Below are 26,881 nucleotides of genomic sequence, written 5' to 3'. Positions count from 1 at the left end.
ACCGACTTCGGCGGGCAACGCTTATAACTCGCCCGTGAGGTCGGCCCGCATGACGAAGTCGGGCTCGCCGGCGACCGGCACGCGGTTCGCGCCCGTGTCGCTCACGTGCTCGACGGTCTCGGGGATCAGGACCCGCGTGGCGTCGGCGTCGACCGCGGCCGCGTCGGCGGCGATTTCCTCGTAAAGAGCGCCCGCCGCGCCGACGTCGCGCCACGCGGCGGCGCCGTACACGGCGACGCGCTCGGGGGCGTCGCCCTCGTCGTCGGCCGGGCGCTCCGAGACGCGGGTGCGGACCGCGAAGCCCGCGAGCGCGTCCGCGTCGGCGACGGCCGGTAGTCGGTCCTCGTCGGCCGCGACGCGGAGCCGATCGCGAGTGAGTTCGGAGCAGGCCCACGACTCCCCGTCGTCGAGCGCGAGGCCGCCGAGGTGGTCGCGGGCGTCGCTGTCGGCCCAGAGCGCCCACGCGGCGTTCGGATCGGGGTCGTCGAGGGCGCGGAGCCCGTCGGTTTCGGGGTCGGGGTCGCCGGCGTCAGTCTCCGCGTCGTCGCCGGCGCCCCCCGCGTCCGGCTCCGGCCGCGCGAACCGGAACTCAGTGGCGGGCTCGAAGCCGACCGCCCGCGACTGGCCGAGCCCGGCGACGTTCCACGAGAACACCATGTTCCGACAGACGGTCGCGCCGCGGTCGCGCGCCCAGTCGAGCGCGGCGGTCGAGAGGGCGGTCCCGACGCCGAAGCCGCGGGCGGCCGGGTCGACGCGGATCCCCTGTCCCCACGCCTCCCACTCCGTGAGCAGGGCGCCCTGGATGCAGCCGACGACGGCCTCGGGCTCACCGGGCACGGCCGCGCCCGTCCCGTCGCCCTCCACGAGCGTGTCGCCCTCGCTCCGGTCGTCGCGCTCCGCGACCGCTCCGCTCCCGGCGATCGCCTCGGGCGGGAGCGTCGCGACGAACGTGCCGCGGTCCGGGTCGTCGGACGCGGCCCACTCGGGGAACACGCGCGGGATGTAGTCGGCGTGGCGCTCGCCCCACGTGTCCCGCGTGAACGCGGCGACCGCGTCGGCGTCTGCGGGGCGGGCCTCGCGGACGACGACGGTCGGTCCGGCGGGGGGCGTCATCGCCAGGGCTGCGACTCCTCGGTGAGCTCGCCGGCGAGGTCGCGGCCCATCGCCTCGGCGGGGTCGGACAGGTTCGCGAGCGCCCACATCAGTTTCACCTTCGCGGTGCCGGGAAGGGTGTCGCCCGCCTCGACGACGCCCGCGTCGAGCAGGTCGCGACCGGTGTCGTACACGCGGTCGCAGACGCGACCGGAGAGGCATTGGCTCGTCATCGCGACGACGGTACCGCCCTCGACCAGCTCCTCGATCCGCGGGATGAGGTCGGTGTGGACGTGGCCGAGCCCGGTCCCCTCGATCACGACGCCGTCCTTGTCGTCGAGGTAGTCCCACGCGGCCGGGTCCATGCCGGGCGTGAACTTCGCCAACTCCACGTCGGCGTCGAGGTCGGGGGCGAGGTCGGCGGCGTCTTCGCCATCCGCGTCAGGCCCGCGCCCCCGCGGGAGCGGCTCGCGGTTCCACTCGATGGCGGCGTCGGCCGCGTCGCCCTCGGCGCCAGCCTCGGCCGCGGCCTCGTAGTCGACGACGCCGAGGGGCCCGGCGCCCACCGTCTCGAAGGCGTCGCGGCGGGAGGTGTGGTTCTTCCGGACGCGGGTGCCGCGGTGGAGCGCGCAGGCGTCGTCGGACTGGGTCGCGTGCATGCAGACGAGCGTCTCCGCGTGGTCGGCCTTCGCGGCCTCGACCGCGCACACCGCGTTCATCACGTTGTCCGAGGAGGGGCGGTCCGCGGAGCGCTGGCTCCCGGTGAACACGACCGGGACGGGGGCGTCGAGCATGAAGGAGAGCGCGGAGGCGGAGTACTGCATCGTGTCGGTGCCGTGCATCACGACGACGCCGTCGGCGCCGGCCTCGACCTCCTCGGCGACGGCCTCGGCGAGCTCCCGCCAGATGGCCGGCTCCATGTTCTCCGAGAGGATGTTGGCGACGACGCGCCCGCGGTAGTTCGCGCGGCCGGCCAGGTCGGGGACGGCCCGCAGCACGTCCTCGGCGTCGAACTGGGCGGTGACCGCGCCGGTCCGGTAGTCGACGGTGGAGGCGATCGTCCCGCCGGTCGAGATGAGCGAGATCGTCGGCAGGTCGTCGTCGAAGGTGATCTCGGAGGCCTCGCCGCCGCCCGCGTCGGCCCCCTCGTCGACGTCGCGGGCGCCCGATTCGAGCACCTCCGCGTCGGCCGCGTCGCGGTCGACGCCGACGTTGTACCCCCCGTCGAGCTTGACGACGAGGTGGTCGCGAGTCGTCGAGGGGAGCAGTACGCCCTCGTTCGTGACGTCCCCGCGCTCGACGCGGACGCGATCTCCCGGTTGCATACCACCCGCTTCCCCTGCGGCGGACTTGAATCCAACCGTTCGGCGGCGGGGCCGCCCCGGGTCGGCGCGCGTCTCGGTCGGTACGTCTTTTACCGGTCGCGCAGACCGTGAGCCCATGGACCGCGACGCGTTCGCCGCCAGCATCGACCACACCGTGCTCGGCCCGAAGACGACGTGGGAGGACGTCGAGACCGTCCTCGCCGAGGCGGCCGACCACGGGATGAACGCCTGTGTCCCGCCCTGCTACGTCGCCGAGGCGGCCGACTACGCGGACGCGCCGTCGACGATCGCGACCGTCGCGGGGTTCCCCCACGGTCAGCACGCGCCGGAGGCGAAGCGGGACGAGGCGGTCGGCGCGTGGAACGACGGCGCCGACGAGATCGACCTCGTCATCAACGTTGGCCGCCTGAAGGCCGGCGAGGACGACGTCGTCGCCGCCGAGGTCTCCGACGTGGTCGCCGCGGTGCCGGTCCCGGTGAAGGTGATCATCGAGACCGCGCTCCTCTCCGACGACGAGAAGCGCCGCGCGTGCGAGGCCGCCGTCGAGGCCGACGCCGACATGGTGAAGACGTCGACGGGCTTCGCCGACGGCGGCGCGACCGTGGCCGACGTGGAACTGATGAGCGAGTACCTCCCGGTGAAGGCCTCCGGCGGCGTCGGCTCCTACGAGGAGGCGAAAGCGATGCTCGACGCGGGCGCGGCGCGGATCGGCGCCTCCTCCGGCGTTGCGATCGTCCGGGGATACCCCGAGTGACGGCGGTCGGCCGCCGCTCCGGAGCGTCCCGGACTCCCCGCGCCGGCCCCGCCCGTTCTCTCGCCGTGGGAATCCCGTCGTGAGCATTTATTTACGGAACGCCTACCGAGGGGTATGAGCCATTCCCGCGGATCACCGCGTCTGGACCTCGACACGGCGTTCAAGGCGTTCGGTGCGATCGGCATCGCGATCTCGGTCGCGCTGGTCGTCCTCGTGCTCGCGCTGACGAACCCGTTCGGTGGGTACGTCGACGTCTCGCCGGCCGTGTACGGGAGCCTGCTGTCGGCGGGCCTGCTCGCCGCCGTCGGCTACGCGACCTACGCGCTGCGGCGCCGCTGAGCGGTCACCGAACGCTCCGACCGGGAGGGCGACCGAGGCGAGTCGCATCGACGCCAGTGCGGATTCGGACCAGGCGTATTCCCGTAGACGTCCGGCCGAACCGCTCGCCGAGGTCCTCCCACACCCCGTGTCGATTCGACGCTGCTGCGACGGCGAACCCGGCGTGGGGCGGTCGGTCGTACGGGACGCTCCTGAGACGTAGTTGTGCACGTGCTATACAACAGTACTGAGCGCCTGCCAACAGTGTAGAGCACCTGTCGCCGACGCGGCCCACGGCTCGTCCGCGGCGCGCGACGGGGTTACGCCGAGCGCGGCGGCGGCACGAGGAAGACGTTGCCCGTCGCGCGGGCGACCACTTCCTCGGAGACGCTGCCGAGCAGCAGTCGGCGCAGCCGGCTCCGACCGCGGGAGCCGAGCAGCAGCGTGCTCGGGTCGTGTTCCGCCTCTGCGGCGAGGATCTCGTCCGCGGGGTCGCCCCGGCGGATCTCCGTACGGGCGTCGAGCTCCAACTCGTCTAGGCGGTCGGTGAGGTCGTCGAGGCGGTCTTGCGGGTCGGCGCCCTCGCTCGTGTCGTCTTTCGGCGACTCGACGTGGACCAGCGTGACCTCCTCCGTCGCGTGCCGGAGGTACTCGAACGACCGGAACGCGCGCTCGGCGTTCTCGGAGAAGTCCGTCGCGAACAGCGTTCGCTTGAACAGGTGTCGGCGGACCGTCTCGGGCTCCTCGACGCCGCGCTCGATGCGGTCGACGAGGAGGGGCACGACCGTCGTGCGTGCGAGGTTGCGCGCGGTCGACCCGATCACGCGGTTCTCGAGCGGGCTCTTCCCGCGCGAGCCGACCATGATCAAGTCGGCGCTCACGGAGCCTGCGATCCCGTTGATCCGGCGGTGCGGCGTCCCGCGGACGACGTGCGTCTCGACGTCGAACCCGGCGTCTTCGACCGTCGAGCTGTAGCGGCGAAGCGCCTCCTTCCGGCGCTTCTCGAACCCCATCCCGGGCATCCCCGAGTGGACGTTGGAGGGCACGACCGTCACGAGGTGGATCCGGTCGACGCCGATCCGTCCGAGGCAGTTCAGTCCGGTCTCCGACTGGATCATCGACTCGCTCGCCGTCGAGAGGTCGGTCGCGAGCACCGCCGACTTCCCGGTCATCGTCCCCACCCCGGCCGAACCATCGCGCGACGGCCACCAATATTTCTCATATTATACAATACTGTTGCTCGCATTATAAAACGCTCGGTCGGTTCGGATCCGGACGAGCCGGCGCGAGCGGCGTGCGGTGCGCCCCGAGTCCGGAAGTATAACGGCCCGGAGAGCGAACCGGTGTCCATGAGCGACGAGTCGATCGAGGCCGCGGTCGAGCGGTTCCTCGACGAGACCGAGTCCGCGCTGGACGACTACGACCAGGGGTACGCCGACGCCGACGCGACGCTGTCGGTGGTGCGGACCCACATCGACGAACTGGCGGTCGCCGTCGACGAGGCGGACGGGGAGTAGGACCGCGATCTACGGCCGCGCCCCGATCAGTTCCCGTACCCGAGCCACGTGCTCCCCGAAGGCGGGGTCGCCGCGCTCGCGGGGCCGGTCGACGCCGACGTCGACCACCTCTGCGACGCGGCCCGGCTCGGCGGCCATCACGACGATCCGGTCGGCGAGCGTCACCGCCTCGGCGACGTCGTGGGTGACGAAAAGCACGGTCTTCCCGGTCGACGCCCACACGTCGAGCAGCTCCCGCTGGAGCATCTCCCGCGTCTGCGCATCGACCGCGCCGAACGGCTCGTCCATCAGGAGCAGCTCCGGGTCCACGGCGAGCGCCCGCGCGATGGCGACGCGCTGTTTCATGCCGCCCGACAGCGACTTCGGGTACGACTCCCGGAACTCCGAGAGCCCGACGAGACCGAGCATCTCGTCGATCCGCTCCGCGCGCTCCGCCTCGGACCGGTCGCTCCGTTCGAGCCCGAACCCGACGTTCTCCTCGACCGTGAGCCACGGAAACAGGTGGTACTCTTGGAAGACGACGCCCATGTCGGTCGTCGGCTCGGTGACCGGGGTACCGGCGACCCGGACCTCCCCCTCGGTGGCGTCGGTGAGCCCGGCGATGACCCGGAACAGGGTCGTCTTCCCGCAGCCGGACGGGCCGACGAGACAGACGAACTCGCCGCTCTCGACCGCGAAGGAGACGTCGTCGAGCGCGCGGACCGGACTCCCCTCGCCGTCGTACGTCTTCCCGACGGCGTCGACGACGACACCGGACTCCTCGGTGGTTCCGCCCGCTGCGGCGCCTCTCTCGGACGCGCTGCGGTCGTCCTCGGTCGTCGCCGAATCCCCGTCCGACATCGACGCCTCGTTCACGCCCGCCACACTAACACCCTCCGTTGGACGGCGCGGAACGCCACGTCGACGAGGAGGTACATCAGGCTCAACACGAGGATGTACGCGATCACCGTGTCGACGAGGAGGTTGTTGCTCGCGCGCAGGATCTCGCGGCCGACGCCCGGCACCCCGAATATCTCGGAGGCGACCACGAGCATCCAGCAGCGCCCGAGACCGGTCCGGACCCCGGTGAGGATACCCGGCAGGGACGCCGGGAGGACGATCGACCGGACCGCGTCGAGGTCGCCGCGGACCCCGAGCGTGCGACCCACGTCGAGCAGGTCCTCGGAGACGCCCTCGACGGCCTCGTACGCCGCGTAGTAGTTGATCCAGAAAGCGCCCACGGCGATGATGAAGGCCGCGCCGGCGTCGTTGATCCCGAACCACGCGATCGCGAAACCGATCAGCGCGAGCGGCGGGACCGGCCGGAGCGTCCTGACGAGCGGCGCCGTCACGTCGTCGAGCAGCCCGCTCCACGAGAACGCGACGCCCGCGGCGACGCCGAGCCCGGTGCCGACGACCGTTCCCGGGACCCAGTGCCGGATACTCGACCACAGCGCGGTCGTCATCGTCCCGGAGGCGAGTTCCTCGGCGAAGGCGTCGCCGACCGCCGCCGGCGACGGCAGCACGTACGCCGGCTGCGTGAGCGAGGCGAGGTGCCAGACGACCACGAACCCGACGACGCCGACGGCACCGCGGAGGAGCCTCCGCGGGTCGTCGAGGCCGAGGCCGGCGCGCAGTTCGTCCCCGTCGAACCGGCTGCCGGTGTCGGTCGCCATCAGAGCGAGTCGTACACCTCGAAGTCGAATATCGCCTCGTTCGACAGCCGTTCGTCGATCTGCCCGTTGTTCGCCGCGAACTCGGAGAACACCGGGGTCGCCTCGGCGATCGACCGGGGGTCGGTGACGAAGTTCGACAGCGGCGAGTCGAGCGCGCGTCGGGCGCGGTCCGCCGGCATCCCGATCCCCGACTCGACGTGTCCGGCGGTCGCGTCCGGGTTCTCGTCGATGAACTCGGTGGCGCGGGCGTGCTGCTCGACGAACTGCGCGGCTAGCGGCGACTCGCGGACCGCGTCGCTCATCAGAGTGACCGCCGCGGGCTGACCGGGGAGGATCTCCGCGGCCGTCCGGAGCATCGTGACGGACGACCCCTCCGCCTGCGCGATCGTCGGCACCGGCTCCATGATCGAGGTGCCGTCGATCTCGCCGTTAGCGATCGCCTGCCAGACGGCGCTGGCGCCGTTGATCTCGACGATCTCGACGTGATCGTTCGACTCGGGGTCGACGCCGGACTCCCGGAGCCAGTAGCGGAGCAGCACGTCCGGGACGCTCCCCTGCGGGAAGGTGCCGAAGCGGAACGGCCCGCCGTTCCCCTCGGCCCACGTCGCGAACGCGTCGCCGCCCTCCGCCTCGAAGGTCTCGTGGAACGACTCCTCGGCCATGATCCCCATCGGCTCGCGGATGTTCGCCGTCGTCACCTGCGCGGGGATGTCGCGGTCGATGACGATCATCGCGGGCACGATCCCGAACATGGCGACGTCGATGTCGCCGCTGCCGAAGGCCTGGACGATCGCCGGACCGTCGGTGAACTCCTTCCCGGTGACCTCGGCGTCGACCTCGGAAAAGTACCCTTCGCCCTCCATCACGTACCACTGGAGGTCGGGGTAGATCGGCATGTGCGCGACCGTCAGTTCGTCGAGCCCGCCGCCACCGCCGCCGAGACAGCCGGCGAGTCCGAGCGTCGCGGAGGCGCCGGCGGCGGCGAGAAAGGACCGACGCGAGGTCGGCGCGCGTGTTCCGTGCATACAGTATAAACGGGCTCCCCGGGCAACACCCCCGCGTCACCAGCAACGAAGGCGTATTCCGATGACGGTCGAGAGTCGGGCGAAACGGAGAATACGGACGTTTGAGTGGTTCGGCCACACACCTAGTCGAAAGCGGCCTCTCACAGGTCGACGCAATATTTACTCCGGGGCGCGGCTACGCGGCGCATCCGCCGCCGTTTATGCGGTCGGCCGTCAATTGCGGCGCATGGTCTCGGAGATCTTCGACCCCGACGCGTGGGAGCCGGTCACGGACGAGTTCGACGACGTCACCTATCACCGCGGCGTCGACGTCCCGGCGGTCCGGATCGCGTTCGACCGCCCCGAGGTCCGGAACGCGTTCCGACCGGGCACCGTCGACGAACTGTACGCCGCGCTCGACCACGCGCGCAAACAGGCCGACGTGGGCTGCGTCCTCCTCACGGGCAACGGGCCCTCCGAGAAGGACGACGGCTGGGCGTTCTGTTCCGGCGGAGACCAGTCGGTGCGGGGCGGCTCCGGCTACGAGTACCGCGACGGCGACGAGGCGGGCGACGAGGACGACCCGCTCGTCAAGGAGGCGCGCGCCGGGCGGCTCCACATCCTGGAGGTCCAGCGGCTGATCCGGTTCATGCCGAAGCCGGTCGTCGCGGTCGTCCCCGGCTGGGCGGTCGGCGGCGGCCACTCGCTCCACGTCGTCTGCGACCTGACGCTCGCCAGCGACGAGCACGCGAAGTTCCTCCAGACCGACCCCGACGTCGCCTCCTTCGACGGCGGGTTCGGCTCCGCCTACCTCGCGAAACAGATCGGCCAGAAGAAGGCCCGCGAGGTGTTCTTCCGCGGCAAGACCTACTCCGCGGAGGAGGCCGCGGACATGGGGATGGTCAACGAGGCGATCCCCCACGAGGAACTGGAGGACGTGGCGCTGGAGTGGGCCGACGAGATGACGCGGAAGTCGCCGACCGCGATGCGCATGCTGAAGTACGCGTTCAACATGACCGACGACGGGATGGTCGGCCAGCAGGTGTTCGCGGGCGAAGCGACCCGCCTGGCGTACATGACCGACGAGGCCCAGGAGGGCAGAGACGCCTTCTTAGAGAAGCGCGAGCCCGAGTTCCGCGACCACCCCTGGCACTACTGAGGCCCCGAGAACCCGCGACGCACCGCTGCGCCGCCGTCGTTTATATACGCGAAGCACGCAGCGAGACCCATGGAGAAGGTGAACCTCGCGAGCGCGTTCGCGTCGATCGACGAGCGGTGGGACCCCCACCTCGCCGGCGAACTGAACGGGCAGGCCGTGAAGCTCGCGAAGGCCGAGGGCGACTTCGTCTGGCACAGCCACGCCGACGCCGACGAGCTGTTCTTAGTCACCGACGGTCGCCTCCGGATCGAGTTCCGCGACCGCGACGACGTGACCTTAGAGGCGGGCGAACTGCTCGTCGTCCCCCGCGGGACCGAGCACCGCCCGGTCGCCGAACCGGAGGCGCACCTGCTGCTGTTCGAGCCGGCCGGCACGCGGAACACGGGCGACGTCGAGAACGAGCTGACCAGAGAGGAGTTGGAGCGCGTCGACGGCTGAGCGGTCGGGGGTCGCGACGGTTCCGGGGGTGCCGCCGCGACCGCCCGACTCAGTGGAACCCGCGGTCGACGTCGTCCTCGTCGATCAGGTCCTCCAGCTCGGCCGAGAGCAGCTCCTCGGCCTCGTCGAACGTGTCGGAGAGCTCGTCGAGCTCGTCCGGCCGCCCGTCGAACCGGTAGTCCATGGGGCCGAAGGCGGACGAGTCGACCGCTTCCATCACGTCTTCGAACAGGTGGTCGGCGCTCGTCGGCGCCTCCGCGTGGACCTTCAGCGTCTCGCGCAGCCGCGTCGCGACGTCCTTCGCCGCCTCCTCGTCCTCGGGCGGCGATTGGACCGCGAACCGGCCGGCCGACTCCTCGTTCGGGAGGAGCGGGTCGAGCTCGTCGTCGACTTTGCGAGCCACCCGCGCGCCGACGCCGCGGAGGTCGCGGGGGTTCTTCGCGTACGTCTTCAGGTGGTAGACGCCGACGTTCGGGTGGCCGAAGTAGAGGTCCTCGCCGAGTCCCTCGCGCCGGGAGCCGGCGACGGCCCGCCAGCCGTCCGGGTCGGTCGAGTCGCTCGCGACGTCCGCGAGGATGTCGTCCCAGTCTCGGACGCGCATGTGTCGACGTAGCGTCCTCGGCGGCTTGAGAATGTCGGTCGTTGAGGTGCGTCGACGCCGACACCCGCGAGCCCGGATTCGCGACGGTGACGCGCGGTTCCACCCGATACGGGGGTCCTCTCACACCCGCTTCGCTCGAACGGTCGCGTTCGAGCGCCCGCAACGAGCGATTTCTGTTTCGCTCCGGCTCCGATCCGGCCCCGATCGTTTCTGATACAGTTCTGAAACGATCTCAGAAAACCGCTAGACTGCGAGGGGCCGTAATTGATAATTTTTGAAATGTATGACTACTTTCAGGACGGTGGCCACATTTATTTCCCGCTTCGTGGAATCCCTACTCCGACCCGAGGGGGAACAAAGGAATGATGTGTGCGTCGTGTGATACTCGGCAGGCCCGCCGGCGGGCCGTGATCGACGTTCACGACGGGCTGGTGCTCGGCGGCTACTGTCGGACGTGCGAGCGGACGCACTTCGGCGAGGCGCTCGAACACGGCGACTGGGACGGCGAGTCGCGCTGTCTGCTCTGCGGAGACGGAGGGCGGTTCGCGCTGGCGCTGCGCGAGATCGAGTACGTCGAGACCGCCGCCGGGGAGACCCGCCACGAGACGTTCCCGATCGACTCGGAGACGCCGCGGCTCTGCGAGGCGCACCTCGGGGACGTCGTCGGCCTGACCGCGGAGACGGAGACCCAACAGCTCCGTCTCCCCGAGGTCGACCCCGTCCGCCACTCGCCGTGAATCGCCACGCCGACCTCTCCGTCGACACCCCCACCGACAGCGTTTTTCGAGCCCGCCGCCGATGACGGCCGTGAACGTTCGGGGGCCGATCCTCTCCGTCGGAGAGTCACGAACGGTGTCGACGTCGTACGGGGACCGGGAGCTCCGCGAGCTCCGGATCCGGCCCGAGCGCGGCGCGGCCGACCCGGTCGACGTGACGCTGTGGGGGAAGTGGACGGAGACCGCCGAACACGCCGAGACGGGCATGGAGCTGCTGGTCACCGACGCCGAGGAAGACGAGTTCGGCGGCGAGATCGGGTACGCGACCACGGGCGACTCGTGGGTCGTGCTGGAGCCCGACTTCCTCGTCGACGTGACCGGGATCCGGTCGTGGGTGCAGTGCCCGCGGATGTACTACCTGAACAAGCTCTCCGGCATCCCGCTCAACTACCCGGTAGTCAAGGGGACGATCGTCCACGAGGTGTTCGGCGACCTGCTCCGCGGGATGGACCTGGAGGAGTCGGTCGCGGACCGCGTCGAGGAGGCCGGGCTCGAGCTCGGCCTGCTGGGGTACGAGCCCGAGGAGGTCGCCGACGAGGTGCGCCGCAACGCGGCCGCGATCGAGGGGTGGCTCGCGCAGGGGACGCTCTCCGACGAGGACACGTGGCGGTCGGAGTTCACCCTCGTCTCGCCGACGTTCGGCCTGAAGGGGCGCGCCGACGCGCTCCGGCGCGGGACCCCGGTGGAGCTGAAGACCGGGAAGAACACCAAGCGGGAACCGCGCTTCCACGACAAGATCCAGGCGGCCTGCTACGCCCTGATGCTCGACGAGCGCGGCGTCGACCCCGACATCGGGACGCTGCTGTACACGAAGAACACCGCTCTGGACCGCAACGAGGAGTCGGGGGACCTCGCGCCCGCCAAGGAGTTCTCGGTGGGCCGGGGGCTGCTGGAGTTCGTCGTCCGCGAGCGCAACGCCCTCGCGGCGATGGAGTGGCGCGCGCTCAACGACCCCGGCGAGCGCCCCACCGTCCCGACGGGGTACGAGGCCGACGCGAAGTGCCAGTACTGCTTCGAGCAGGACACCTGCATGGTCGTCTCCGGCCGCCTCGACCAGGAGTCGAAGGCGGGGTCGGTCGGGACCCCGGTCCCCGAGGAGGAGCGCGACTACTTCGACCGCTTCTACGTCGCCTTGGAGGAGGAGCGCCGCGAGACCCACGCCGAGTACCGGAAGCTGTGGGAGCAGACCCCCGAGGAGCGTGCCGCCGACGACCGCGCGCTCATCGACCTCGAACCGGTCTCGCAGACGGAGATCGACGACGCTCGGTGGGAGCTCCGCGCCCGGAAGCCCGGCGACGCCGTCTCCAAGCTCCGCGAGGGCGACGTGGCGCTCGCCAGCGACGGCGACCCGATAGGGGGACACGCCGAGCTCGGCCGGATCGCCGAACTGGGCGACGAGGTCGTCGTCGAGACCGACGAGCCGGTGGAGCTCCGACGGCTCGACGTCTACCCCTCCGAGATCTCCGTCGACCGCTCGCTCACCGCGCTCCACGACGCGATCTTAAAGGGAAGCGATCGGCGGAAGGACGTGCTGTTCGGGCGGCGCGAGCCGGAGTTCCGGACGGAGAGCGAGCGACCGGCGGGAACGCCCGGAAGCGGCGACGCCTCCGGGGCGTCCGACGCCCCCGACGCCTACATCGGTAACAACGCGGCCCAGAACGAGGCCGTCGAGCTCGCGGTCGACGCCGAGGACTGCGCGCTGATCCACGGCCCGCCGGGCACCGGGAAGACGTACACCATCGCCCGGACGATCCGCGCGCTCGTCGCCGAGGGGAACCGGGTGTTGCTCTCGGCGTTCACCAACCGCGCGGTCGACAACGCCCTCGAAGCCCTCCGCGATCAGGGGTTCGAGGACTGGGTCGCGTCCTCGCGACCATATGGAGCCGGTGAAACCGGCGGAATCCTCCGCGTCGGCAGCGAAACGGGAGTCCGCGGCGACATGCAGGACGTGCGCCTCGTCCAGCGCGGCGACCCGAACGCGAAGGCCGCCGAGCTCCGGGACGCCCCCGTCGTCGCCGCCACCACCGCGGCCTGCGGCTCCCGCGTGATGCGCGAGTGCGAGTTCGACGTGGCGCTCGTCGACGAGGCGTCACAGCTCACGGAGCCGGGGACCCACGCCGCGATCAACCTCGCGGACCGGTTCGTCCTCGTCGGCGACCACGAGCAGCTCCCGCCCGTCGTCCGCGCCGAGAACGACCTCAAGACCTCCCTCTTCCAGCGCCTCATCGAGGCGTACCCCGACGCGAGCGTCATGCTCGACCGCCAGTACCGGATGAGCCAGCGCATCCAGGCGTTCGCCTCCGCGGAGTTCTACGACGGCGCGCTCCGCCCGGCGACCCCGGAGGTGGCCGGGCAGACCCTCCGCGACCTCGGCGTCGACCCCGCCGACCTCCCCGACGGCCTCGCGGGCGGCGTAAACTTCGTCGACCCGGACGGGACCCGCGACGGCAACCGGAACGTCCGGGAGGCCGAACGCGTCGCGGAGGTCGTCGACGCCTACCTCGGGGCCGGGGTCGACCCCGACGACGTCGGCGTCATCGCCCCCTTCCGCGCGCAGGTCGCGGAGATCGACAAGCGAACTCCCGTCACGGTCGACACCGTCGACCGCTTCCAGGGCTCCTCGAAGGAGGTCATCGTCGTCTCGCTGGTCGCGACCGGCGACCTCGACGGGCCGATATTCGAGGACCACCGGCGCATGAACGTCGCGCTGACGCGGGCGAAAAAGCAGCTGACGCTCGTCGGCGACGCCGAGGCGCTCGCCTCGGAGCCGTTCTACGAGCGCATGCTCGACTGGGCGCGGCGGTAAACGGGTATCGGCCCGATTCGTTTACACCGGCGAGCGACAGCGCAGATCGGTTATAAATCGGTGCGGTGGCGCGTGCCTGCGAGGCCGCCCCGCGGCCGAGCAGCACGCGCGAGGGACGCCGCGAACGCCCGTAGGGCGTGAGCGGCGAGGCTGGGGAGGCGTGAGGTTGCCGTGCTGTGCGGTGCGGGGCGGGACTCAAAGGGGCAGTCGCGAGGACGGCGCAGGCGACGTAAGCACCGCAACGAAGGAGCGTAGGCGACTGAGTGAGGAGCGCAGCAAGCGTGCGCCGTCCTCGCGGCTGGGGCTTTGGAGGTGTTCACCGCGACGTCAACGATTTATAAATAAAGAGGCACGTTCGCGTCCCGTCAATCGCGAGGGTTCCGCCGACCGTTCTCGGCGGCGTCAGCGGTCGCGTTCGCTTATAGATCGTCGACCGCGTCGAGCGCCGCCTCGATGTCGGGGACGTCGAACCACTCCCGGCCGGCGTAGGCGTTCGTCCCGGCGGCGTACAGCTCGGAGACCGCGTCGACGACGGCCGGCGGGAGGGGTTCGGGATCGCGCTCGCACAGCTCGCGCCAATCGTCGATCTCGCGGCCCGCGACCGCCGCCTTCGCCTCCTTCACGGCGTCGACCCACTCTGGGTCGTTCGCGCGGTACCACTGCCTGACGACCTCCTTCGAGATCCCGCGGCCGCCGTACGAGAATCGGTTCTCGTCGAACGTGCCGACCACGTCGGCGACGCGGAGCTCGCCGTCGGCGTACAGGCACTCGATCTTCCCGTCCTCGTGGGCGAAGCCGGCGGCCTCGGCGCGCTCGGTGACGACCTGATTCACCTCGCGCGCGAGCGATTCGAGGGCGTCGACGTCGGCGGCGCCTGCGATCCGGTCGGCCTCGTCGCGGGTCAGGTAGCGGTCCTGCTCCTCGTACTTCGTGGAGAACTCCACGACCGGCTCCGGCAGGTCGACCGGCTCGTCGGGCCACTCGTCGCCGGCGATACCGGAACTCGCGTCGAGGCCGAAGTCGGCGGGGTCGGCGCGCCGCCGCAGGCTGGAGCCGACCGGCACGCGGTTCCGGAAGACGACCTCGAGCGGGACGAGGTAGTTCTCCCCGCCCGCGGCGTGGAAGGCGTCGTAGTCGTAGCCGGCCTCGGGCCCCTCGTACGGCAGGTCGGGAACTTGCGTCAGATCGATGGCCATCTCCGTCGGCGGGGCGGTCGCGTCGGCGAGGGGGACGGGCTCGGGTTCGTCCCCTCCCTTCGTTTCCGCCTCGTCTGTCCCCTCCTCGCCCGGATCGACGACCCCGCGGTAGTGAGTCGGGACGCCCTCGTCCTCCAGCAGTTCGAAGTTGAACGCGCCCATCGCGCAGAGGCTCGCGCCCTTCCGCGGTATCGCGTCGGGCATCTGCCCCCAGTCGAACACCGAGTACGCGTCCGTGAAGACGAACCGACCGCGGCCGAGCGAGTCGGCGGTCGCGGGCTCGTCGACGCGGAACTCCTTGACGCTCGTCATACCTCACCCGGTGACCGCCTCCCCCATGAACCTTTCACTTACGTGGTCACCTCTCGGGGTCAGTCCATCCAATGATCCAAGAACGTGGCACAAAACCGGGGCGAACCGGCGACGCAGTCGCATCGAAAGGACCACACGCGTCGCGGGCGCATCGCCGTCCATGCACGAGGCGCGCGAGGTCGTCGTCCTCCGGTACGGCCATCGGCCCGGACGCGACGACCGCATGACGACGCACGTCGGGCTCACGGCCCGGGCGCTCGGGGCGGACCGCGTGATCCTCCCCGACAACGCCGGCCAGTCCGCGGAGACGGTTCGGGACATCACCGACCGGTTCGGCGGCCCCTTCGCGGTCGAACTCCGGGAGGACCAGAAGGCGATCGTCCGGGGGTTCGAGGGCGTCGTCGTCCACCTCACCATGTACGGCGAGCGCGTACAGGACGTCGAGGGGGAGATCCGGGAGGCGGTCGGGCTCCCTGATGCGAGCGAGGATCCGGCGGCCCCCCGCGACCTCCTCGTCGTCGTCGGCGGCGAGAAGGTGCCGTGGGCGCTGTACGAGCGCGCCGACTTCAACGTGGGCGTGACGAACCAGCCGCACTCGGAGGTCGCCGGGCTCGCGGTGTTCTTGGACCGGCTGTTCGAGGGCGCGGAGCTGGACCGCAAGTGGGCCGACGCCGACCGCGAGGTGGTTCCGGAGGCGACCGGGAAGACGGTCGTCGACGCCGACGAGGGCGAGGACGAGTCGGACTGAGGGCCGGAGTCTCGTCGCCGCGGCTCACTCCTCGTCGGCCCGCTCCAACCCCGACGCGTCGTCGACGACCTCCGGCGTTCCGCTCAGGATGCCGCGCAGCCCCGTCATCGGCTCGCCGACCGAGACGCCCTCCTCGGTGATGCGGAACTCGCGGATCGTCCGCTCGAAGTCGCTCGTCCGCTTCTTCAGGACGCCGATCGCCTTCCGCATCTCGCCCTGTACCTCCAGGTGCCGGAGGAACACGATGTTGTCGGCGAGGTAGCTGATGTTCTCAACGGTCGCCTGGAACTGGCCGGTGATGTTCCGCGTCTCGTCGATGAAGATGGAGGTCGCCCCCATGTTCTTGAGGTACCGTCCCAGCGCGTGCATCTGCTGGAGCATCATCCCCTCCTCGCCGCGGAGCGTGAGCCGATACCCGGCGATGCCGTCGACCATCACGATGTCCGCGCCGCGCTCCTCGACCTCCTCGCGGACCATGCGGGCGAACTCCTGTGGCGACCGCTCCAGCGCCTCCACCTCGTTCACCTGGAGCGTCCCCCGCTCGATCATCTCGTCGACAGGGATCCCGACGGCGCGGGAGCGCGTGAGGAACGTCTGCCGGTTCTCCTCGAACAGGTAGATGACGGAGCGCTCGCCCCGCTCGGCGGCCTCCTTCATGAACTGCGTGCTCAGCGTCGTCTTGCCGACACCCGTCGGCCCGCTGACGATGCTGACCGTCCCGCGTTCGAGCCCGCCGTGGAGCAGGTCGTCGACCCCCTCGATCCCCGAGGAGATCTGTTCGAAGTCGAACTCGCCGGTGTGCTTCCCGGGCTGGAGCGCCGGGTACACCTCGATGCCGTGGTCGGTCACCCGGTAGGCGTGGTCGCCGCTCTGCGTCGACGAGCCGCGGAACTTCGGCACGTCGATCGTCTTCCCGTACTCCTCCGCGCCCAGCCGGATCGACCCGTCCGTGATGAACTCCAGGTCGTCGGTCGGCAGCGAGGCGGTGTTCTGGACGGTGAAGGCCACGGTCACGTCGCGTTCTTTCAGAAATCGCATGAATCCGACGACCTGCTTGCGGAACTGGTAGTCGTCGGACAGCAGGAACCGGAGCTGGGTCAGCGGGTCGACGACGACGCGGTCGGGGTCGACGGCGGTGACGCCCTCCACGATCCGCTCGGTGAGCGGTTCGCTCTCGACCTCCGACGGCGCGAACACCTCGTACGACTGATCTTCGGTGAACACGTCGGCGCCCGGACTCAGGTCGAGGAACTCGATCGCGTCCGTGTCGAAGCCCAGCGCGGCCGCGTTCGCCTCGAGGTCGCGGACGTCCTCCTCTAAGTTGATGAACAGCGAGGTCTCGCCCTCGTCGACGCCCCGCTGGAGGAAGTGGAGGCTGAGGATCGTCTTCCCGCTGCCCGCCTGACCGCGGATCATGTAGCTTCGCTCCGGGATCAGCCCCCCGAACAGTATCTCGTCGAGGCCAGGGATGCCGGTCGACACGCGCTCGGACAGTGACGCAGCCATGTCGTCGGCTCCGTGCGCCGGGTAGTTAAATCTGGATAGGTTCGAGACCCCATATTGTCAATTATCGAACGGCAAACGGCCTGAACGAGTGGTATAGGAGTTTGCTAAATGGGTAACTCTTAGTGGCAGTGCGTTCACCGTTCACGGAAGATGGACACGGGCCCCGAGGGGCTCGCCGACGGTGCGCCCTCCGGAGGCGGCGGCGTCGACGCGTCCGCCGAGGAGGCCGCCGACGCCGGACCCGCGGACCGGATCGACGACGCCCCGGACGGAGGCGCGCCTGAACCCGACCGGGAGCCGCGGGTGTTGCTGTTCATGCGGCCGGGTCGCGACCGAGACCTGGTGTCCGAGGTGCTGAGCGGTCGGTTCCAAACCCACGCGACGACCGACGTGGAGTCGCTCGAATCGACGTTCGACTGCTGCGTCTTCGACGCCCACGAGTTCAACCGCGTCGCCGGGTCGATCCAGCGGCGGCGGGAGCTGGCCGCGCCCGTCTTCCTCCCGTTCGTCCTGCTCGTGAGCGACGACGCGGGCGGGCCGACGGCGGAGAACACGTGGGACTACGTCGACGACGTCATCGAGCTGCCGGTGCGGAAGCGGGCCCTCCGAATCAGGGTCGGCAACCTCGTCGAGCGGCGGCGCACCTCGCTCCGGCTCGCGGCCCGCGAACGGCGGCTCGAAGAGACCGTCGAGGACCTCCGGCTGAAGGAGCGCGCGATGGACGAGGCGCCCGTCGGGATCACGATCGCCGACGTCGACGGGAGCGGCGAGGGAGACAACCCGCTCGTGTACGCGAACGACGAGTTCGAGGCGCTCACCGGCTACGGCTCCGAGATGTTCGGCGCGGACTGCCGGTTCCTGCAGGGCGAGGACACGGATCCGGAGACGGTCGCGACGCTCCGGCGGGCGATCGACGAGGAGCGACCGGTCGCGGTCGACGTCCTGAACTACCGCCGCAACGGTCAGAAGTTCTGGAACCGGCTCACGATCGCCCCGATCCGCGACGAGGAGGGGGCGGTCACGCACTACGTCGGCTTCCAGACGGACATCACGGAGCGGAAGATCCGGGAACGACGGCTGGAGGTGATGAAACGCGTGCTCAGCCACAACCTCCGGAACAAGATGAACCTCATCACGGGGTACACCGAACTGCTGCGGCGGGACATCGACGACGAGGAGGCGCTCGACTCGCTGGCAGTCATCGACCGCACGGCGGACGACCTGATGGGGATCGCCGGGGCGGTCCAGAAGCTCGATCACACCCTCTCCGACTCCGCGTCGGAGGGGGACGAAATCGGGCTCCGCGACCGCCTGATCGAGCTGCGGTCGCGGGTCCAAGACCGGTACCCCGAGGCGACGGTCTCCCTCTCGGTACCCCCCGACGACCCGCTGGAAACGACGATCGTCGGCCTGACGACGGCGATCGAGGAGGGGATGGAGAACGCCGTCAAGCACAACGACGACCCGAACCCGTCGGTCGAGGTCCGCGTCGAGCGGGAGTCGGCGGAGTGGCTCGCGGTCGAGATCGCCGACGACGGGCCCGGCATCCCGGACCACGAGACGCGCGTGCTCGAGCGGGGCGAGACGTCGCTGTCGCACGCCGACCGGCTCGGGATCTGGCTGATGTACTGGGTCGTGAGCAAGGCGGGCGGGGACTTCTCGGTCGACACGTCGAGCGAGGGGACCACGCTCCGGATGGTCGTGCCGGCGCGCCCCCGGGACGGGACGCTGAGCACGGGGTGAGACGGCGGCGAATCCCGGAGTGGCCGGGAACTCAGAGCGACCGCTTCGACCGTAACAGCGCGAGCCGGAGGCGCGCCTCCTGGCGGCTCGTCCCGCGCACGCGCCCCGTCTCGGCGTCCGCCATCGACGCGAGCGACAGCCGGTCGAGCAGGGGCGGCCAGTCGGCGGCGCCGGCCGCCTCGCCCGCGAAGGCGACCGCGTTCCCGAGTCCGTCGCGCTCGGCGCTCCCGAGCCGCGCCACCGCGGTGTCGGCGTCACGGCGACCGCCGCCGACGTAGAGCCGGTCGCCGACCGCGGCGGGGAGCCACGCCGGCAGCAGGAGCAGCCACAGCAGGACGCCGGCGACGGTGTACGCCCGCGGCGGGATCCGATTCCCCTCGGGCTCGTACCCGTGGATCCGGTTGACGCGCCGGTCGGCGGCGGTCCGGTCGGCCCGGCGCCCGACGAGCAGCGTCGCCAGCAGCGCGACCGTCTCGACGAGCCCCAGCGCCGGCAGCAGGGCCGTGGTGACCGCCGCCTCCCGGCTCCCGAGTCGCACGAGCGCGTGGCGGAGCGCGGCGTCGCGGTCGGCTGCCGGGAGGGAGAGCAGCCGCGTCGAGACGACGAGACGCGCGCCTCGGTAGCCGTCCGCCACGGCGACGTTGGCCGCGTCGGCGCGGACGACCGTCACCGCCGGGGCGTCGACGCCGACCTCCCCGGCGAGTGTCGCGACGCGGTCGGCGACGAAGTCGGCCGGGCGGTCGTCGAGCTCGGCCTCGGGGAGCCGCGCGATCCACCGGTCGACGACGACCGGGCCGACGAGGGCCGACCCGCCGAGGCCGAGGACGACCGCGGCGAGCGCGGCGGCGGCGACCGGCGGGGCCCCGCCGAGGGCGGTCGGGTCGACGACGCCGAGGCCGACGGGACCGAGCGCGACGGCGAGGGGGATCAATGGCGCCGCGGCGAGCAGGACCGGAACCGCCGCGAGCGCGAGCGCGCCGACCGCTCGCCTGAGGCGCACTCGGTCGCGCCGCCCGTCGGACTCGCTCATTACGCACGAGTGGTGCGAGGGGCGGCGTAAAGCTTTGCCGAAGCCCGCGGCGGCGGTCGGTCCCGCGGCGGCGGTCGATCCCGCATCGGAGACCGTCGGGCCGCCGGGGGCGGCGGTCGGATCCCGGGCCGCACCGGTGTCCGACGACGGTGGCCCTTTCGGAGCTTTTAACCCGATTCCACCACCAAATTCGGGTAATGGCTTTTGAGGATCTACTGAACGACCCCGTCATCCAGAAGTACCTCCACGAGCTGGTGGGGCCGACGGGGATGCCGGTCGCGGCCGCGCCGCCCGACGGCGAGGTCACCGACGAGGAGTTGGCGGAGGAGCTCGGACTGGAGCTCAACGACGTCCGACGCGCGCTGTTCATCCTCTACGAGAACGACCTCGCCACGTACCGCCGGGTGCGCGACGAGGACTCGGGGTGGCTCACGTACCTCTGGACGTTCCACTACGACAACATCCCGGAGAACCTCGAGGAGGAGATGTACCGGCTGCTCGAGGCGTTAGAGGAGCGCGAGGAGTACGAGCGCACCCACGAGTTCTATCTCTGTGAGGTGTGTTCGATCCGCTTCGAGTTCGGCGAGGCGATGGACTTCGGCTTCGAGTGCCCCGAGTGCGGCTCCCCGGTCGAGGCGATGGACAACGACCGCCTCCGCGAGGCGATGGACCGGCGCGTCGAGGAGCTCCGCGACGAACTCAACGTGGACGTGACCGGCTGATGGTCGTCCTCGCAACCAAGTGCTACGTCGACGGGGACGCCCGCGACCGCGCGCTCGACGGCATGGGATCGCTCGTCGCCAACGACGTCGGCGAGCTGAGCGTGGAGTGGCAGGTCGGCGTCCGCGACGACGGCTTCGTGCAGGTGGACGTGAACGGCGAGGACGCCGAAGTGGCCCGGAACGTGCTCGCGGAGACGTGGGGCGAGATCGTCGCCCACGACGGCGGCCTGGAACCGGGCGAGGAGTACGTCGGCACCCTCGAGTCGTGGGACGACGACGGGTTCGTCCTCGACGCGGGCGTCGACGTGCGGGTCCTCGCCGACGAGATCGGCCTCGGCAGGGGGTCGCCCGCGCAGGTCGTCGAGCGGTTCGGGCTCGTCCAGCACCTCCCGGTCCGGTTCGTCTACGGCGGCGACGTCGGCGACCCGGACGCGGAACCGAGCCGCCTCGCCGACGCAGAGCGCGACCGCCTGTACGACTGGCAGCGCGGGAACGGCCGGGTCAACGTCAACTCGGCGACCCGCGGCGAGGTGCGCGCGACGGTGAACCGCGCGGGCCACGCGCAGGACATCGTCACCGTGGAGCGGCTCGGCCTCTTAGAGCAGAGCATCGTCTGCACCGAGAACACCGACCCGCCGGGGTTACTCGCCGCGATCGGTTCGTACCTCCCGGCGGAGATGCGCTGCGTCGTCTGAGCCCGTGAACCGACGATTCGCCCTCGCGGTCGCCGTCGTCGCGCTGCTCGCCGTCAGCGCGGGCTGTCTCACCTACGTCAACGACGGCGGCGAGGTCGCGAACGAGACCCTCGACGCGGAGCCGCCCCACGAGTACGAGTTCGACGCGGACCGCGACGCCGCGTTCAACCTCTCGACCGGGAATCAGTACGCGGCGGTGTACGACGTCTCCGACGTCGAGGAGCTCCGGCTGTACAGGCAGACACCGTACGCCGGCGACCAGCCGCTGGAGTTCGAGGCGTTCCGGTATCAGACCGCCGACGGCGAGGTGCTCAACGGCACCGAGTTCCGCGCCCGCGGGGGCGTGATCGACCGGACGCCCGACGAGACGTGGGTCCGCTTCCCCGGGGAGATGGGCGAGGGGAAGGTCGCCTTCTCGGCCGCCGGCTCGCCCCGGCGGTTCACCACGCTCGCGTACGTCGACGGGTCGTACGCGGTGACGCTCCCGCCCGGGTTCAGCACCGACTTCCCGGTCGTGGGGCACGTCGCGCCGCGCGACCACGAGGTCGAGACGGTCGACGGCCGCGACCGGATCACCTGGGAGTCGGTGGAGGGCGGGTCGGTCGTGGTCCAGTCGTACCGCGAGACCGACCTGCTCGTCTTCGGCGTGATCCTCGCCGTCGCGCTCGTCGCGGCGGTCGTCGGGACCGCCTACTTCCGGCGCCAGCTGGAGGCGCTCCGAGAGCGGCGCCGGGAGCTGGGGCTCGGCGTGTACGACGACGAGGAGTAGCCGGCGGCGGGCCCTCCCTCAGACAGGGACGGCGGGACCCGCCGAACGCGGGTGCTTTTGAGTGCGCGTCGCCTTGAGAGCGGTATGAACGCCGCCGTCGTCACCGTCGGGGACGAGCTCCTCGTCGGCGACACCGAGAACACGAACGCGACGTGGCTCTGCGATCGGCTCGACGAGCGCGGGGTCGTCGTCCGCCGCGTGACCGTCGTCCCCGACGAGGTCGGCGAGATAGCGCGCGTCGTCAACGAGTACCACGCCGAGTACGACGCCGTGGTCGTCACCGGCGGGCTCGGCCCGACGCACGACGACGTGACGATGGACGGGGTCGCGGCCGCCTTCGGCCGGGGGCTCGAGCGGAACGAGGAAGCGGCGGCGTGGCTCGCCGAGCGCGGGTACAGCGCCGACGACCTCGCCGCGGAGACGACGCACCTGCCGGCCGACTGCCGCCCGCTCGCCAACGAGGCCGGCGTCGCGCCGGGCGCCGTCGTCGAGTCGGTGTACGTCCTCCCCGGCGTCCCGACCGAGATGAAGGCGATGTTCGAGTCGGTCGCCGACGAGTTCGACGGGACGCCGACCCACACCGTCACGGTCGACGTCGACGAGCCGGAGAGCGCCCTGCTCGACCGGTTCACGGAACTGCAAGAGGAGTTCGACGTCAGCGTCGGCTCCTACCCCGGCGAGAGCGTCCGGGTGAAGATCACGGCGACGAGCGCGGCCGAGGCCGAGCGCGCCGCCGAGTGGGTCCGGGAGCGGTCGACGCTGGTCGAGTCGCGGTGAGCGGACCGGGACGCGATTCGGAGGAGAAGGGAACCGGACTCGGTTGGGCGACTACCGGTACAGGTACGCGAGCCACACGGCGGTGACGCCGAGGCTCGCGAGGAGCACGGCGGTCGCGGTCGCGTCGATCGGGAGCGGCTCGGTCACGGCGGCTTCGAGGAGCATGGACGACGGTTGCTCCGGGGGCGTCTTAAGTATTGAACTTCCAGGCTCGGCGGCGGTCGGAGCTCCGCCACCGCCCGCGGGCCCCGGGCGGGCGCGGCGCCGAGACGCGCCCGCTTAAGTTTCCGCCGCCGTAGGTCGGACCATGCACGTCGGCTTCGTGATGAACCCGGTGGCCGGGATGGGCGGCCGCGTCGGCCTCAAGGGCACCGACGGGAAGGTCGCGGAGGCGATCGCTCGGGGCGCGGAGCCGCGCGCTCCCGACCGCGCGCGGCGGGCGCTAGAGCGGCTCGCGGCAGTCGCGCCGGAGGCCACCGTCTCGACCGCGGCAGACCCGATGGGCGAGCGGCTGGTCAGGGGGGCCGGGTTCGACCCGGTCCGCGTCGTCGACCCGTTCGGCGACGAGCGAAACGAAGACCGCGAGCCGCCCGGCCCCACGGAGACGACCGCGGCCCACACCGCGCGCGTCGTCGAGGCGTTCGTCGCGAGCGGCGGGGACGACAGCGAGGGGGACGACAGGAGGAGCGCCGTCCCGGTCGACCTCGTGCTGTTCGTCGGCGGCGACGGCACCGCGACCGACGTGGCGGCGGCGCTGGAGGCGGCGGACAGCGAGGTCCCGATGCTCGGCGTCCCCGCCGGGGTCAAGGTGTACTCCTCCGTGTTCGCCGTCTCGCCGGAGGACGCGGCCGAGGTCGCGGCGACGTTCTCGCGTACCGAGCGCCGCGAGGTGATGGACATCGACGAGGACGCCTACCGCGAGGGGGAGGTCCACCCGGAGCTCCGGGCGGTCGCGCGCGTCCCCGTCGCCGACGACCTCCAGTCGTCGAAACAGACCGCGAGCGGGACCGTGGAGTCTCTCGCCGAGGGGGTCGCCGAGGACATCCGCGAGCGCGACGGGGAGGGCGTCGCCTTCGTGCTCGGCCCGGGCTCGACCGTCGGCGCGATCAAGGCCGAGTTGGGGTTCGAGCCGTCGCCGATCGGCGTCGACGTGTGGCGTGACGGCGAGGTGGTGCTGCGGGACGGGACGGAGCGCGAGATCCTCGACGCGCTCGGCGAGGAGAACGTGATCGTGGTCTCGCCGATCGGCGGGCAGGGGTTCGTCTTCGGTCGCGGGAACCCGCAGCTGTCGCCGGCGGTGATCCGGCGGTGCGACCTGCGGATCGTCGCCTCGCGGGCGAAGCTCGACGACGTGCGCGCGCTCCGGGTCGACACCGACGACCCCGACCTCGACGACGAGCTCGCCGGCTGGGTCCGGGTCCGCGTCGGGAAGTTCGAGACGCGGATGATGAAGATCGTCTGAGAGCCCGGTCGACCGCGAGCGAAGGCCGCGCGGCCCCCTCCGCCGCGGAAGGTACAAGCCGCTCGTCGCACAAGGGTGGTGCATGCCATCACCGCTCGCGGACCAGCCGGTCGAACCGTCGGAGGAGGGCGACGAGCCGCTGACCGACGACGAGTACGCCGAGTACCTCGCCGAGCTCGGGGACGCGTGGGAGGTCGTCGACGACCACCACCTGGAGGCGACGTACGAGTTCGACGACTTCGCGACCGCGCTGGCGTTTACCAACGACGTCGGCGAGCTCGCCGAGGAGGAGTGGCACCACCCGGACCTGCACCTGTCGTGGGGCGAGGTCGGCGTCGAGATGTGGAGCCACGACATCGGCGGGCTCCACGAGTCCGACTTCGTCATGGCCGCGCGGATGGATCGGATCTACGACGGGTACGGCGACGACTGAGAGCTCGCCCGCCGGGACGACCGCGCCCGCCGGGACGACCGCGCCCGCCGCCGATCCGACAGCGGAGCCGGCGCGGCAACGGACGGCTTTAAAACCCTCCCGGCGAAAGTGCTGGCAATGAGCGCGAACGTCTTCCTGGTCCCGATAGACCCGGAGAACTTCGACCGAACGGTCCGGTCCGCGGTCGATCTCACCGAGTACGACGACCGTCCGGAACCCCTCGCGGACCTCGACGAGGCCCGCCTGTGGGCGGTCGACGACGAGAGCGGCAACGGCTCTACCTTCGAGCGGATGGAAGAGGGCGACCTCCTGCTGTTCTACCACGACGGCGAGTACCTCGCGACCGGCCGCGTCGGGGCGACCTTCGAGGACGGGGACCGCTGGGTCTCCAGCACGTTCTGGACCGCGTTCCCGACGACCCGCGTGTACACGGTCACCGACTTCGCGGCCGTCTCCGCGCCGAAGCGCGCCGTCAACGCCATCTTCGACTACTCCGCCTCCTACACCCCCGGCTTCATGCGCGTCGCCGACTCGCGGGTGAACGCCGAGCTCTCCTCCATCGAGTCAGCGATCGACCACTACACCAAGCGGAACGCCTGAGCGCGCCGCCTCTTTTCAGATAACCGCCGGATCCGATCCGTGCCCGTCCCCGGTCAGACCGCCTCGAACAGCGCCTCGTACGCGGTCTCGTAGCGCGCCGCGACCCGCTTCGGGTCCCCGCGTGCCTCGCCGCCGAGGGCCGGGAGGCCGACCGTCGCCACCGGCTCGATCATGTCGGTCACGGTCCCCGTGTGCTCCTCCATCGTCCCCTCGCGGGGGCTCCCGGAGGCGACCGCGCGGGCCTTCGCGTACCGGTCGCCCGCGTAGATCCGCGCCCGTCCGGGGTCGACGACGGCGACCGCGTCGGGCGTCACGGGCCCGCCCCGCGGGAGCGGGCCGGCGACGTCCGCGTACGACTCGACGGCGACGGGGACCGACGTCGCCGCGACCCGCTCCGCGAGCCGGTCGAACGCCGGGAGGTAGTCGGCGGTCATCACGTCGTTGAACGCCGCCACGTCGTCCACGCGGGTCGCGTCCGCGAGCGGGAGCCGCTCCGAGAGGTCGTCGGGGAGCAGTCCCGCGTCCTCGGCCGCGCCGTTGACGACGAACCGGCTCCCGTCCGCCCCGGTGACGCGGTCGCAGAGGAACGTGCGGTCCTCGTCGCCGAGCATCCCGGTCCGTCCGGGCGTCGGACGCCAGAGCCGGTGGAGGGGGTTGATCGACTCGGGCGCGACCGCCTCGGGGCGACGCTCCCCGCCGACCGCGGCGAGGAGTCGCGTGCTCGCGGCGGCGAGCCGCCGCGCGTCTTTCCCGTAGAGCCGGCCGCCGTCGGTCGCGATCCGGTAGTCGTCGTGGTCGAACCAGCGGTCGTTGCCGGCGCGGGGTTTGACGCCGACCGCGTCGCCGGTCCGCTCGGCGAGGCTCGCCACCAGCCCCGTCGAGAACGTCGTCTTCCCGGCGTCGACGCGGGCGCCGCCCGCGACGAGCAGGACCGGCGCGCCGTCGGATCGGCTCCCGCTCACGCGTCCCCGTCGCTCGCGTCTTCGCCGCGACCCTCCTCGGCGCCGGTGTCTTCCTCGTCGACCGCGTGCTCGGCGACCCCGTAGTAGCCGGGGCCGTCCTCCTCCAGCGGCTCCGCGATGACCATGTCCTCGGCGTGGCTCATCACCCACGGGATCGCCCAGTCGATCAGCACCGCCTCGGTGTCGGCGTCGACCTGCGCGTCCGGCTCTAACCCCTGTAGGAGCCGGGCGATCTCGGGAACGGTGTACATCAGGTCCGGCTCGAACAGCTCGGCCGGCTCGTAGAACTCGCACGGATAGGTCGCGTCGAACGTCGACTTCGGCTCGGGCATGGCCGGCGGTACGGCGGCGGCTCCGTAAACGCTGCCGATACGGCGGCCGGCGAGCGCGGGCCGACGACTTCCACGCGCGGCCTCGCGGCTCTCGGCGCGAAGCGGTCGAAAAAACGTCGGGATTCGACGCGCGGTCGGGCGCGTCCGGC

At 71.2% G+C, this 26,881-nt stretch carries 28 protein-coding genes; 16 read left to right on the top strand and 12 right to left on the bottom strand.

Annotated elements, in window-relative coordinates:
* Nucleotides 1-21: 21 nt before the first annotated feature.
* A complete protein-coding gene (locus B4V04_RS13155; RefSeq protein ID WP_498232207.1) occupies nt 22-1,113 on the bottom strand; it encodes a GNAT family N-acetyltransferase in 1,092 nt (363 codons plus the stop codon).
* Entirely contained in the window at nt 1,110-2,417 is a 1,308-nt protein-coding gene (gene gatD / locus B4V04_RS13150) for a Glu-tRNA(Gln) amidotransferase subunit GatD (RefSeq protein WP_498232206.1), read from the bottom strand. Before gatD ends, B4V04_RS13155 begins: the two co-directional genes overlap by 4 nt.
* Before the next feature lie 115 nt (nt 2,418-2,532).
* Between gatD and deoC the strand changes: the two genes are divergently transcribed.
* Together deoC and B4V04_RS13140 are read left to right on the top strand one after the other, a co-directional pair.
* A complete protein-coding gene (gene deoC / locus B4V04_RS13145) occupies nt 2,533-3,171 on the top strand; it encodes a deoxyribose-phosphate aldolase (RefSeq protein WP_498232205.1) in 639 nt (212 codons plus the stop codon).
* A 114-nt stretch (nt 3,172-3,285) separates the two neighbouring features.
* The gene (locus B4V04_RS13140) at nt 3,286-3,510 is read left to right on the top strand and encodes a hypothetical protein (protein WP_498232204.1); all 225 of its coding nucleotides are present in this window, start codon (nt 3,286-3,288) and stop codon (nt 3,508-3,510) included.
* A 299-nt stretch (nt 3,511-3,809) separates the two neighbouring features.
* Here B4V04_RS13140 and B4V04_RS13135 read toward each other — a convergent pair whose 3' ends face one another.
* A complete protein-coding gene (locus tag B4V04_RS13135; protein ID WP_498232203.1) occupies nt 3,810-4,661 on the bottom strand; it encodes a universal stress protein in 852 nt (283 codons plus the stop codon).
* Between the two features lie 177 nt (nt 4,662-4,838).
* Here B4V04_RS13135 and B4V04_RS13130 point away from each other — a divergent pair, with 177 nt between their 5' ends.
* Complete coding sequence (locus B4V04_RS13130; RefSeq protein WP_498232202.1) at nt 4,839-5,006, top strand: hypothetical protein; 168 nt, start codon at nt 4,839-4,841, stop codon at nt 5,004-5,006.
* Between the two features lie 9 nt (nt 5,007-5,015).
* Here the strand turns inward: B4V04_RS13130 and B4V04_RS13125 are convergent, their stop codons facing one another.
* The 3 genes from B4V04_RS13125 to B4V04_RS13115 are packed head-to-tail and all read right to left on the bottom strand — an operon-like array spanning nt 5,016 to nt 7,686.
* Complete coding sequence (locus B4V04_RS13125) at nt 5,016-5,870, bottom strand: ABC transporter ATP-binding protein (RefSeq protein ID WP_498232201.1); 855 nt, start codon at nt 5,868-5,870, stop codon at nt 5,016-5,018.
* A complete protein-coding gene (locus B4V04_RS13120; RefSeq protein ID WP_498232200.1) occupies nt 5,858-6,661 on the bottom strand; it encodes an ABC transporter permease in 804 nt (267 codons plus the stop codon). The genes B4V04_RS13125 and B4V04_RS13120 overlap by 13 nt, the downstream gene beginning before the upstream one ends.
* Nucleotides 6,661-7,686 carry an ABC transporter substrate-binding protein gene (locus tag B4V04_RS13115; protein ID WP_498232199.1) on the bottom strand — a complete coding sequence of 342 codons (1,026 nt, stop codon included), beginning with the start codon at nt 7,684-7,686 and terminating at the stop codon, nt 6,661-6,663. Before B4V04_RS13115 ends, B4V04_RS13120 begins: the two co-directional genes overlap by 1 nt.
* 226 nt (nt 7,687-7,912) lie before the next feature.
* On the opposite strand from B4V04_RS13115, the gene B4V04_RS13110 reads away from it, so the two are divergent.
* Nucleotides 7,913-8,824: a 1,4-dihydroxy-2-naphthoyl-CoA synthase gene (locus B4V04_RS13110; RefSeq protein ID WP_498232198.1), complete on the top strand. Its 912-nt coding sequence runs from the start codon at nt 7,913-7,915 to the stop codon at nt 8,822-8,824.
* 69 nt (nt 8,825-8,893) lie between these two features.
* Nucleotides 8,894-9,262, top strand: a complete 369-nt coding sequence (locus B4V04_RS13105) for a cupin domain-containing protein (RefSeq protein WP_498232197.1) — start codon at nt 8,894-8,896, stop codon at nt 9,260-9,262.
* 49 nt (nt 9,263-9,311) lie between these two features.
* On the opposite strand, the gene B4V04_RS13100 is transcribed toward B4V04_RS13105, so the two are convergent.
* Nucleotides 9,312-9,863, bottom strand: a complete 552-nt coding sequence (locus tag B4V04_RS13100; RefSeq protein WP_498232196.1) for a hypothetical protein — start codon at nt 9,861-9,863, stop codon at nt 9,312-9,314.
* A 407-nt stretch (nt 9,864-10,270) separates the two neighbouring features.
* Between B4V04_RS13100 and B4V04_RS13095 the strand changes: the two genes are divergently transcribed.
* Both B4V04_RS13095 and B4V04_RS13090 read left to right on the top strand, forming a co-directional pair.
* The gene (locus B4V04_RS13095) at nt 10,271-10,600 is read left to right on the top strand and encodes a hypothetical protein (RefSeq protein WP_498232195.1); all 330 of its coding nucleotides are present in this window, start codon (nt 10,271-10,273) and stop codon (nt 10,598-10,600) included.
* Between the two features lie 70 nt (nt 10,601-10,670).
* Complete coding sequence (locus tag B4V04_RS13090; protein ID WP_498232194.1) at nt 10,671-13,445, top strand: AAA domain-containing protein; 2,775 nt, start codon at nt 10,671-10,673, stop codon at nt 13,443-13,445.
* Between the two features lie 419 nt (nt 13,446-13,864).
* On the opposite strand, the gene B4V04_RS13085 is transcribed toward B4V04_RS13090, so the two are convergent.
* Nucleotides 13,865-14,953, bottom strand: a complete 1,089-nt coding sequence (locus B4V04_RS13085; RefSeq protein ID WP_498232193.1) for a phosphoribosylaminoimidazolesuccinocarboxamide synthase — start codon at nt 14,951-14,953, stop codon at nt 13,865-13,867.
* A 160-nt stretch (nt 14,954-15,113) separates the two neighbouring features.
* Here B4V04_RS13085 and B4V04_RS13080 point away from each other — a divergent pair, with 160 nt between their 5' ends.
* Nucleotides 15,114-15,701 (top strand): tRNA (cytidine(56)-2'-O)-methyltransferase, encoded by a 588-nt coding sequence (locus B4V04_RS13080; protein WP_498232192.1) that lies wholly within the window; start codon nt 15,114-15,116, stop codon nt 15,699-15,701.
* A gap of 24 nt (nt 15,702-15,725) precedes the next feature.
* Here B4V04_RS13080 and B4V04_RS13075 read toward each other — a convergent pair whose 3' ends face one another.
* Nucleotides 15,726-17,207, bottom strand: coding sequence for an ATPase domain-containing protein (locus B4V04_RS13075; protein ID WP_498232191.1), 1,482 nt, complete (start codon nt 17,205-17,207; stop codon nt 15,726-15,728).
* A 150-nt stretch (nt 17,208-17,357) separates the two neighbouring features.
* Between B4V04_RS13075 and B4V04_RS13070 the strand changes: the two genes are divergently transcribed.
* The gene (locus tag B4V04_RS13070) at nt 17,358-18,950 is read left to right on the top strand and encodes a PAS domain-containing protein (protein ID WP_498232190.1); all 1,593 of its coding nucleotides are present in this window, start codon (nt 17,358-17,360) and stop codon (nt 18,948-18,950) included.
* A 31-nt stretch (nt 18,951-18,981) separates the two neighbouring features.
* On the opposite strand, the gene B4V04_RS13065 is transcribed toward B4V04_RS13070, so the two are convergent.
* Entirely contained in the window at nt 18,982-19,980 is a 999-nt protein-coding gene (locus tag B4V04_RS13065; RefSeq protein ID WP_498232189.1) for a hypothetical protein, read from the bottom strand.
* 197 nt (nt 19,981-20,177) lie between these two features.
* Here B4V04_RS13065 and B4V04_RS13060 point away from each other — a divergent pair, with 197 nt between their 5' ends.
* The 7 genes from B4V04_RS13060 to B4V04_RS13030 all read left to right on the top strand — a co-directional run bounded on the left by B4V04_RS13060 (nt 20,178) and on the right by B4V04_RS13030 (nt 25,438).
* Nucleotides 20,178-20,702 (top strand): transcription factor, encoded by a 525-nt coding sequence (locus tag B4V04_RS13060; RefSeq protein WP_498232188.1) that lies wholly within the window; start codon nt 20,178-20,180, stop codon nt 20,700-20,702.
* Nucleotides 20,702-21,397 carry a DUF2110 family protein gene (locus tag B4V04_RS13055; protein WP_498232187.1) on the top strand — a complete coding sequence of 232 codons (696 nt, stop codon included), beginning with the start codon at nt 20,702-20,704 and terminating at the stop codon, nt 21,395-21,397. The genes B4V04_RS13060 and B4V04_RS13055 overlap by 1 nt, the downstream gene beginning before the upstream one ends.
* A 4-nt stretch (nt 21,398-21,401) precedes the next feature.
* Nucleotides 21,402-22,166 carry a DUF5803 family protein gene (locus B4V04_RS13050; protein ID WP_498232186.1) on the top strand — a complete coding sequence of 255 codons (765 nt, stop codon included), beginning with the start codon at nt 21,402-21,404 and terminating at the stop codon, nt 22,164-22,166.
* Between the two features lie 84 nt (nt 22,167-22,250).
* Nucleotides 22,251-22,943 carry a competence/damage-inducible protein A gene (locus B4V04_RS13045; protein WP_498232185.1) on the top strand — a complete coding sequence of 231 codons (693 nt, stop codon included), beginning with the start codon at nt 22,251-22,253 and terminating at the stop codon, nt 22,941-22,943.
* A 307-nt stretch (nt 22,944-23,250) separates the two neighbouring features.
* On the top strand, nt 23,251-24,405 hold the full coding sequence (locus tag B4V04_RS13040; protein ID WP_498232184.1) for an ATP-NAD kinase family protein: 1,155 nt from the start codon (nt 23,251-23,253) through the stop codon (nt 24,403-24,405).
* 82 nt (nt 24,406-24,487) lie between these two features.
* Entirely contained in the window at nt 24,488-24,838 is a 351-nt protein-coding gene (locus B4V04_RS13035; RefSeq protein WP_498232183.1) for a 4a-hydroxytetrahydrobiopterin dehydratase, read from the top strand.
* Between the two features lie 117 nt (nt 24,839-24,955).
* Nucleotides 24,956-25,438: a hypothetical protein gene (locus B4V04_RS13030; protein ID WP_498232182.1), complete on the top strand. Its 483-nt coding sequence runs from the start codon at nt 24,956-24,958 to the stop codon at nt 25,436-25,438.
* 53 nt (nt 25,439-25,491) lie between these two features.
* Here B4V04_RS13030 and B4V04_RS13025 read toward each other — a convergent pair whose 3' ends face one another.
* A complete protein-coding gene (locus B4V04_RS13025; RefSeq protein WP_498232181.1) occupies nt 25,492-26,400 on the bottom strand; it encodes an ATPase in 909 nt (302 codons plus the stop codon).
* Nucleotides 26,397-26,732, bottom strand: a complete 336-nt coding sequence (locus tag B4V04_RS13020; protein WP_498232180.1) for a DUF5827 family protein — start codon at nt 26,730-26,732, stop codon at nt 26,397-26,399. Before B4V04_RS13020 ends, B4V04_RS13025 begins: the two co-directional genes overlap by 4 nt.
* Between the last annotated feature and the right edge of the window lie 149 nt (nt 26,733-26,881).

The organism is Halorubrum sp. B52, from assembly GCF_059752555.1.
The sequence above is the reverse complement of the archived record's forward strand: the minus strand, read 5'-3'. Positions and strand labels throughout refer to the sequence as shown.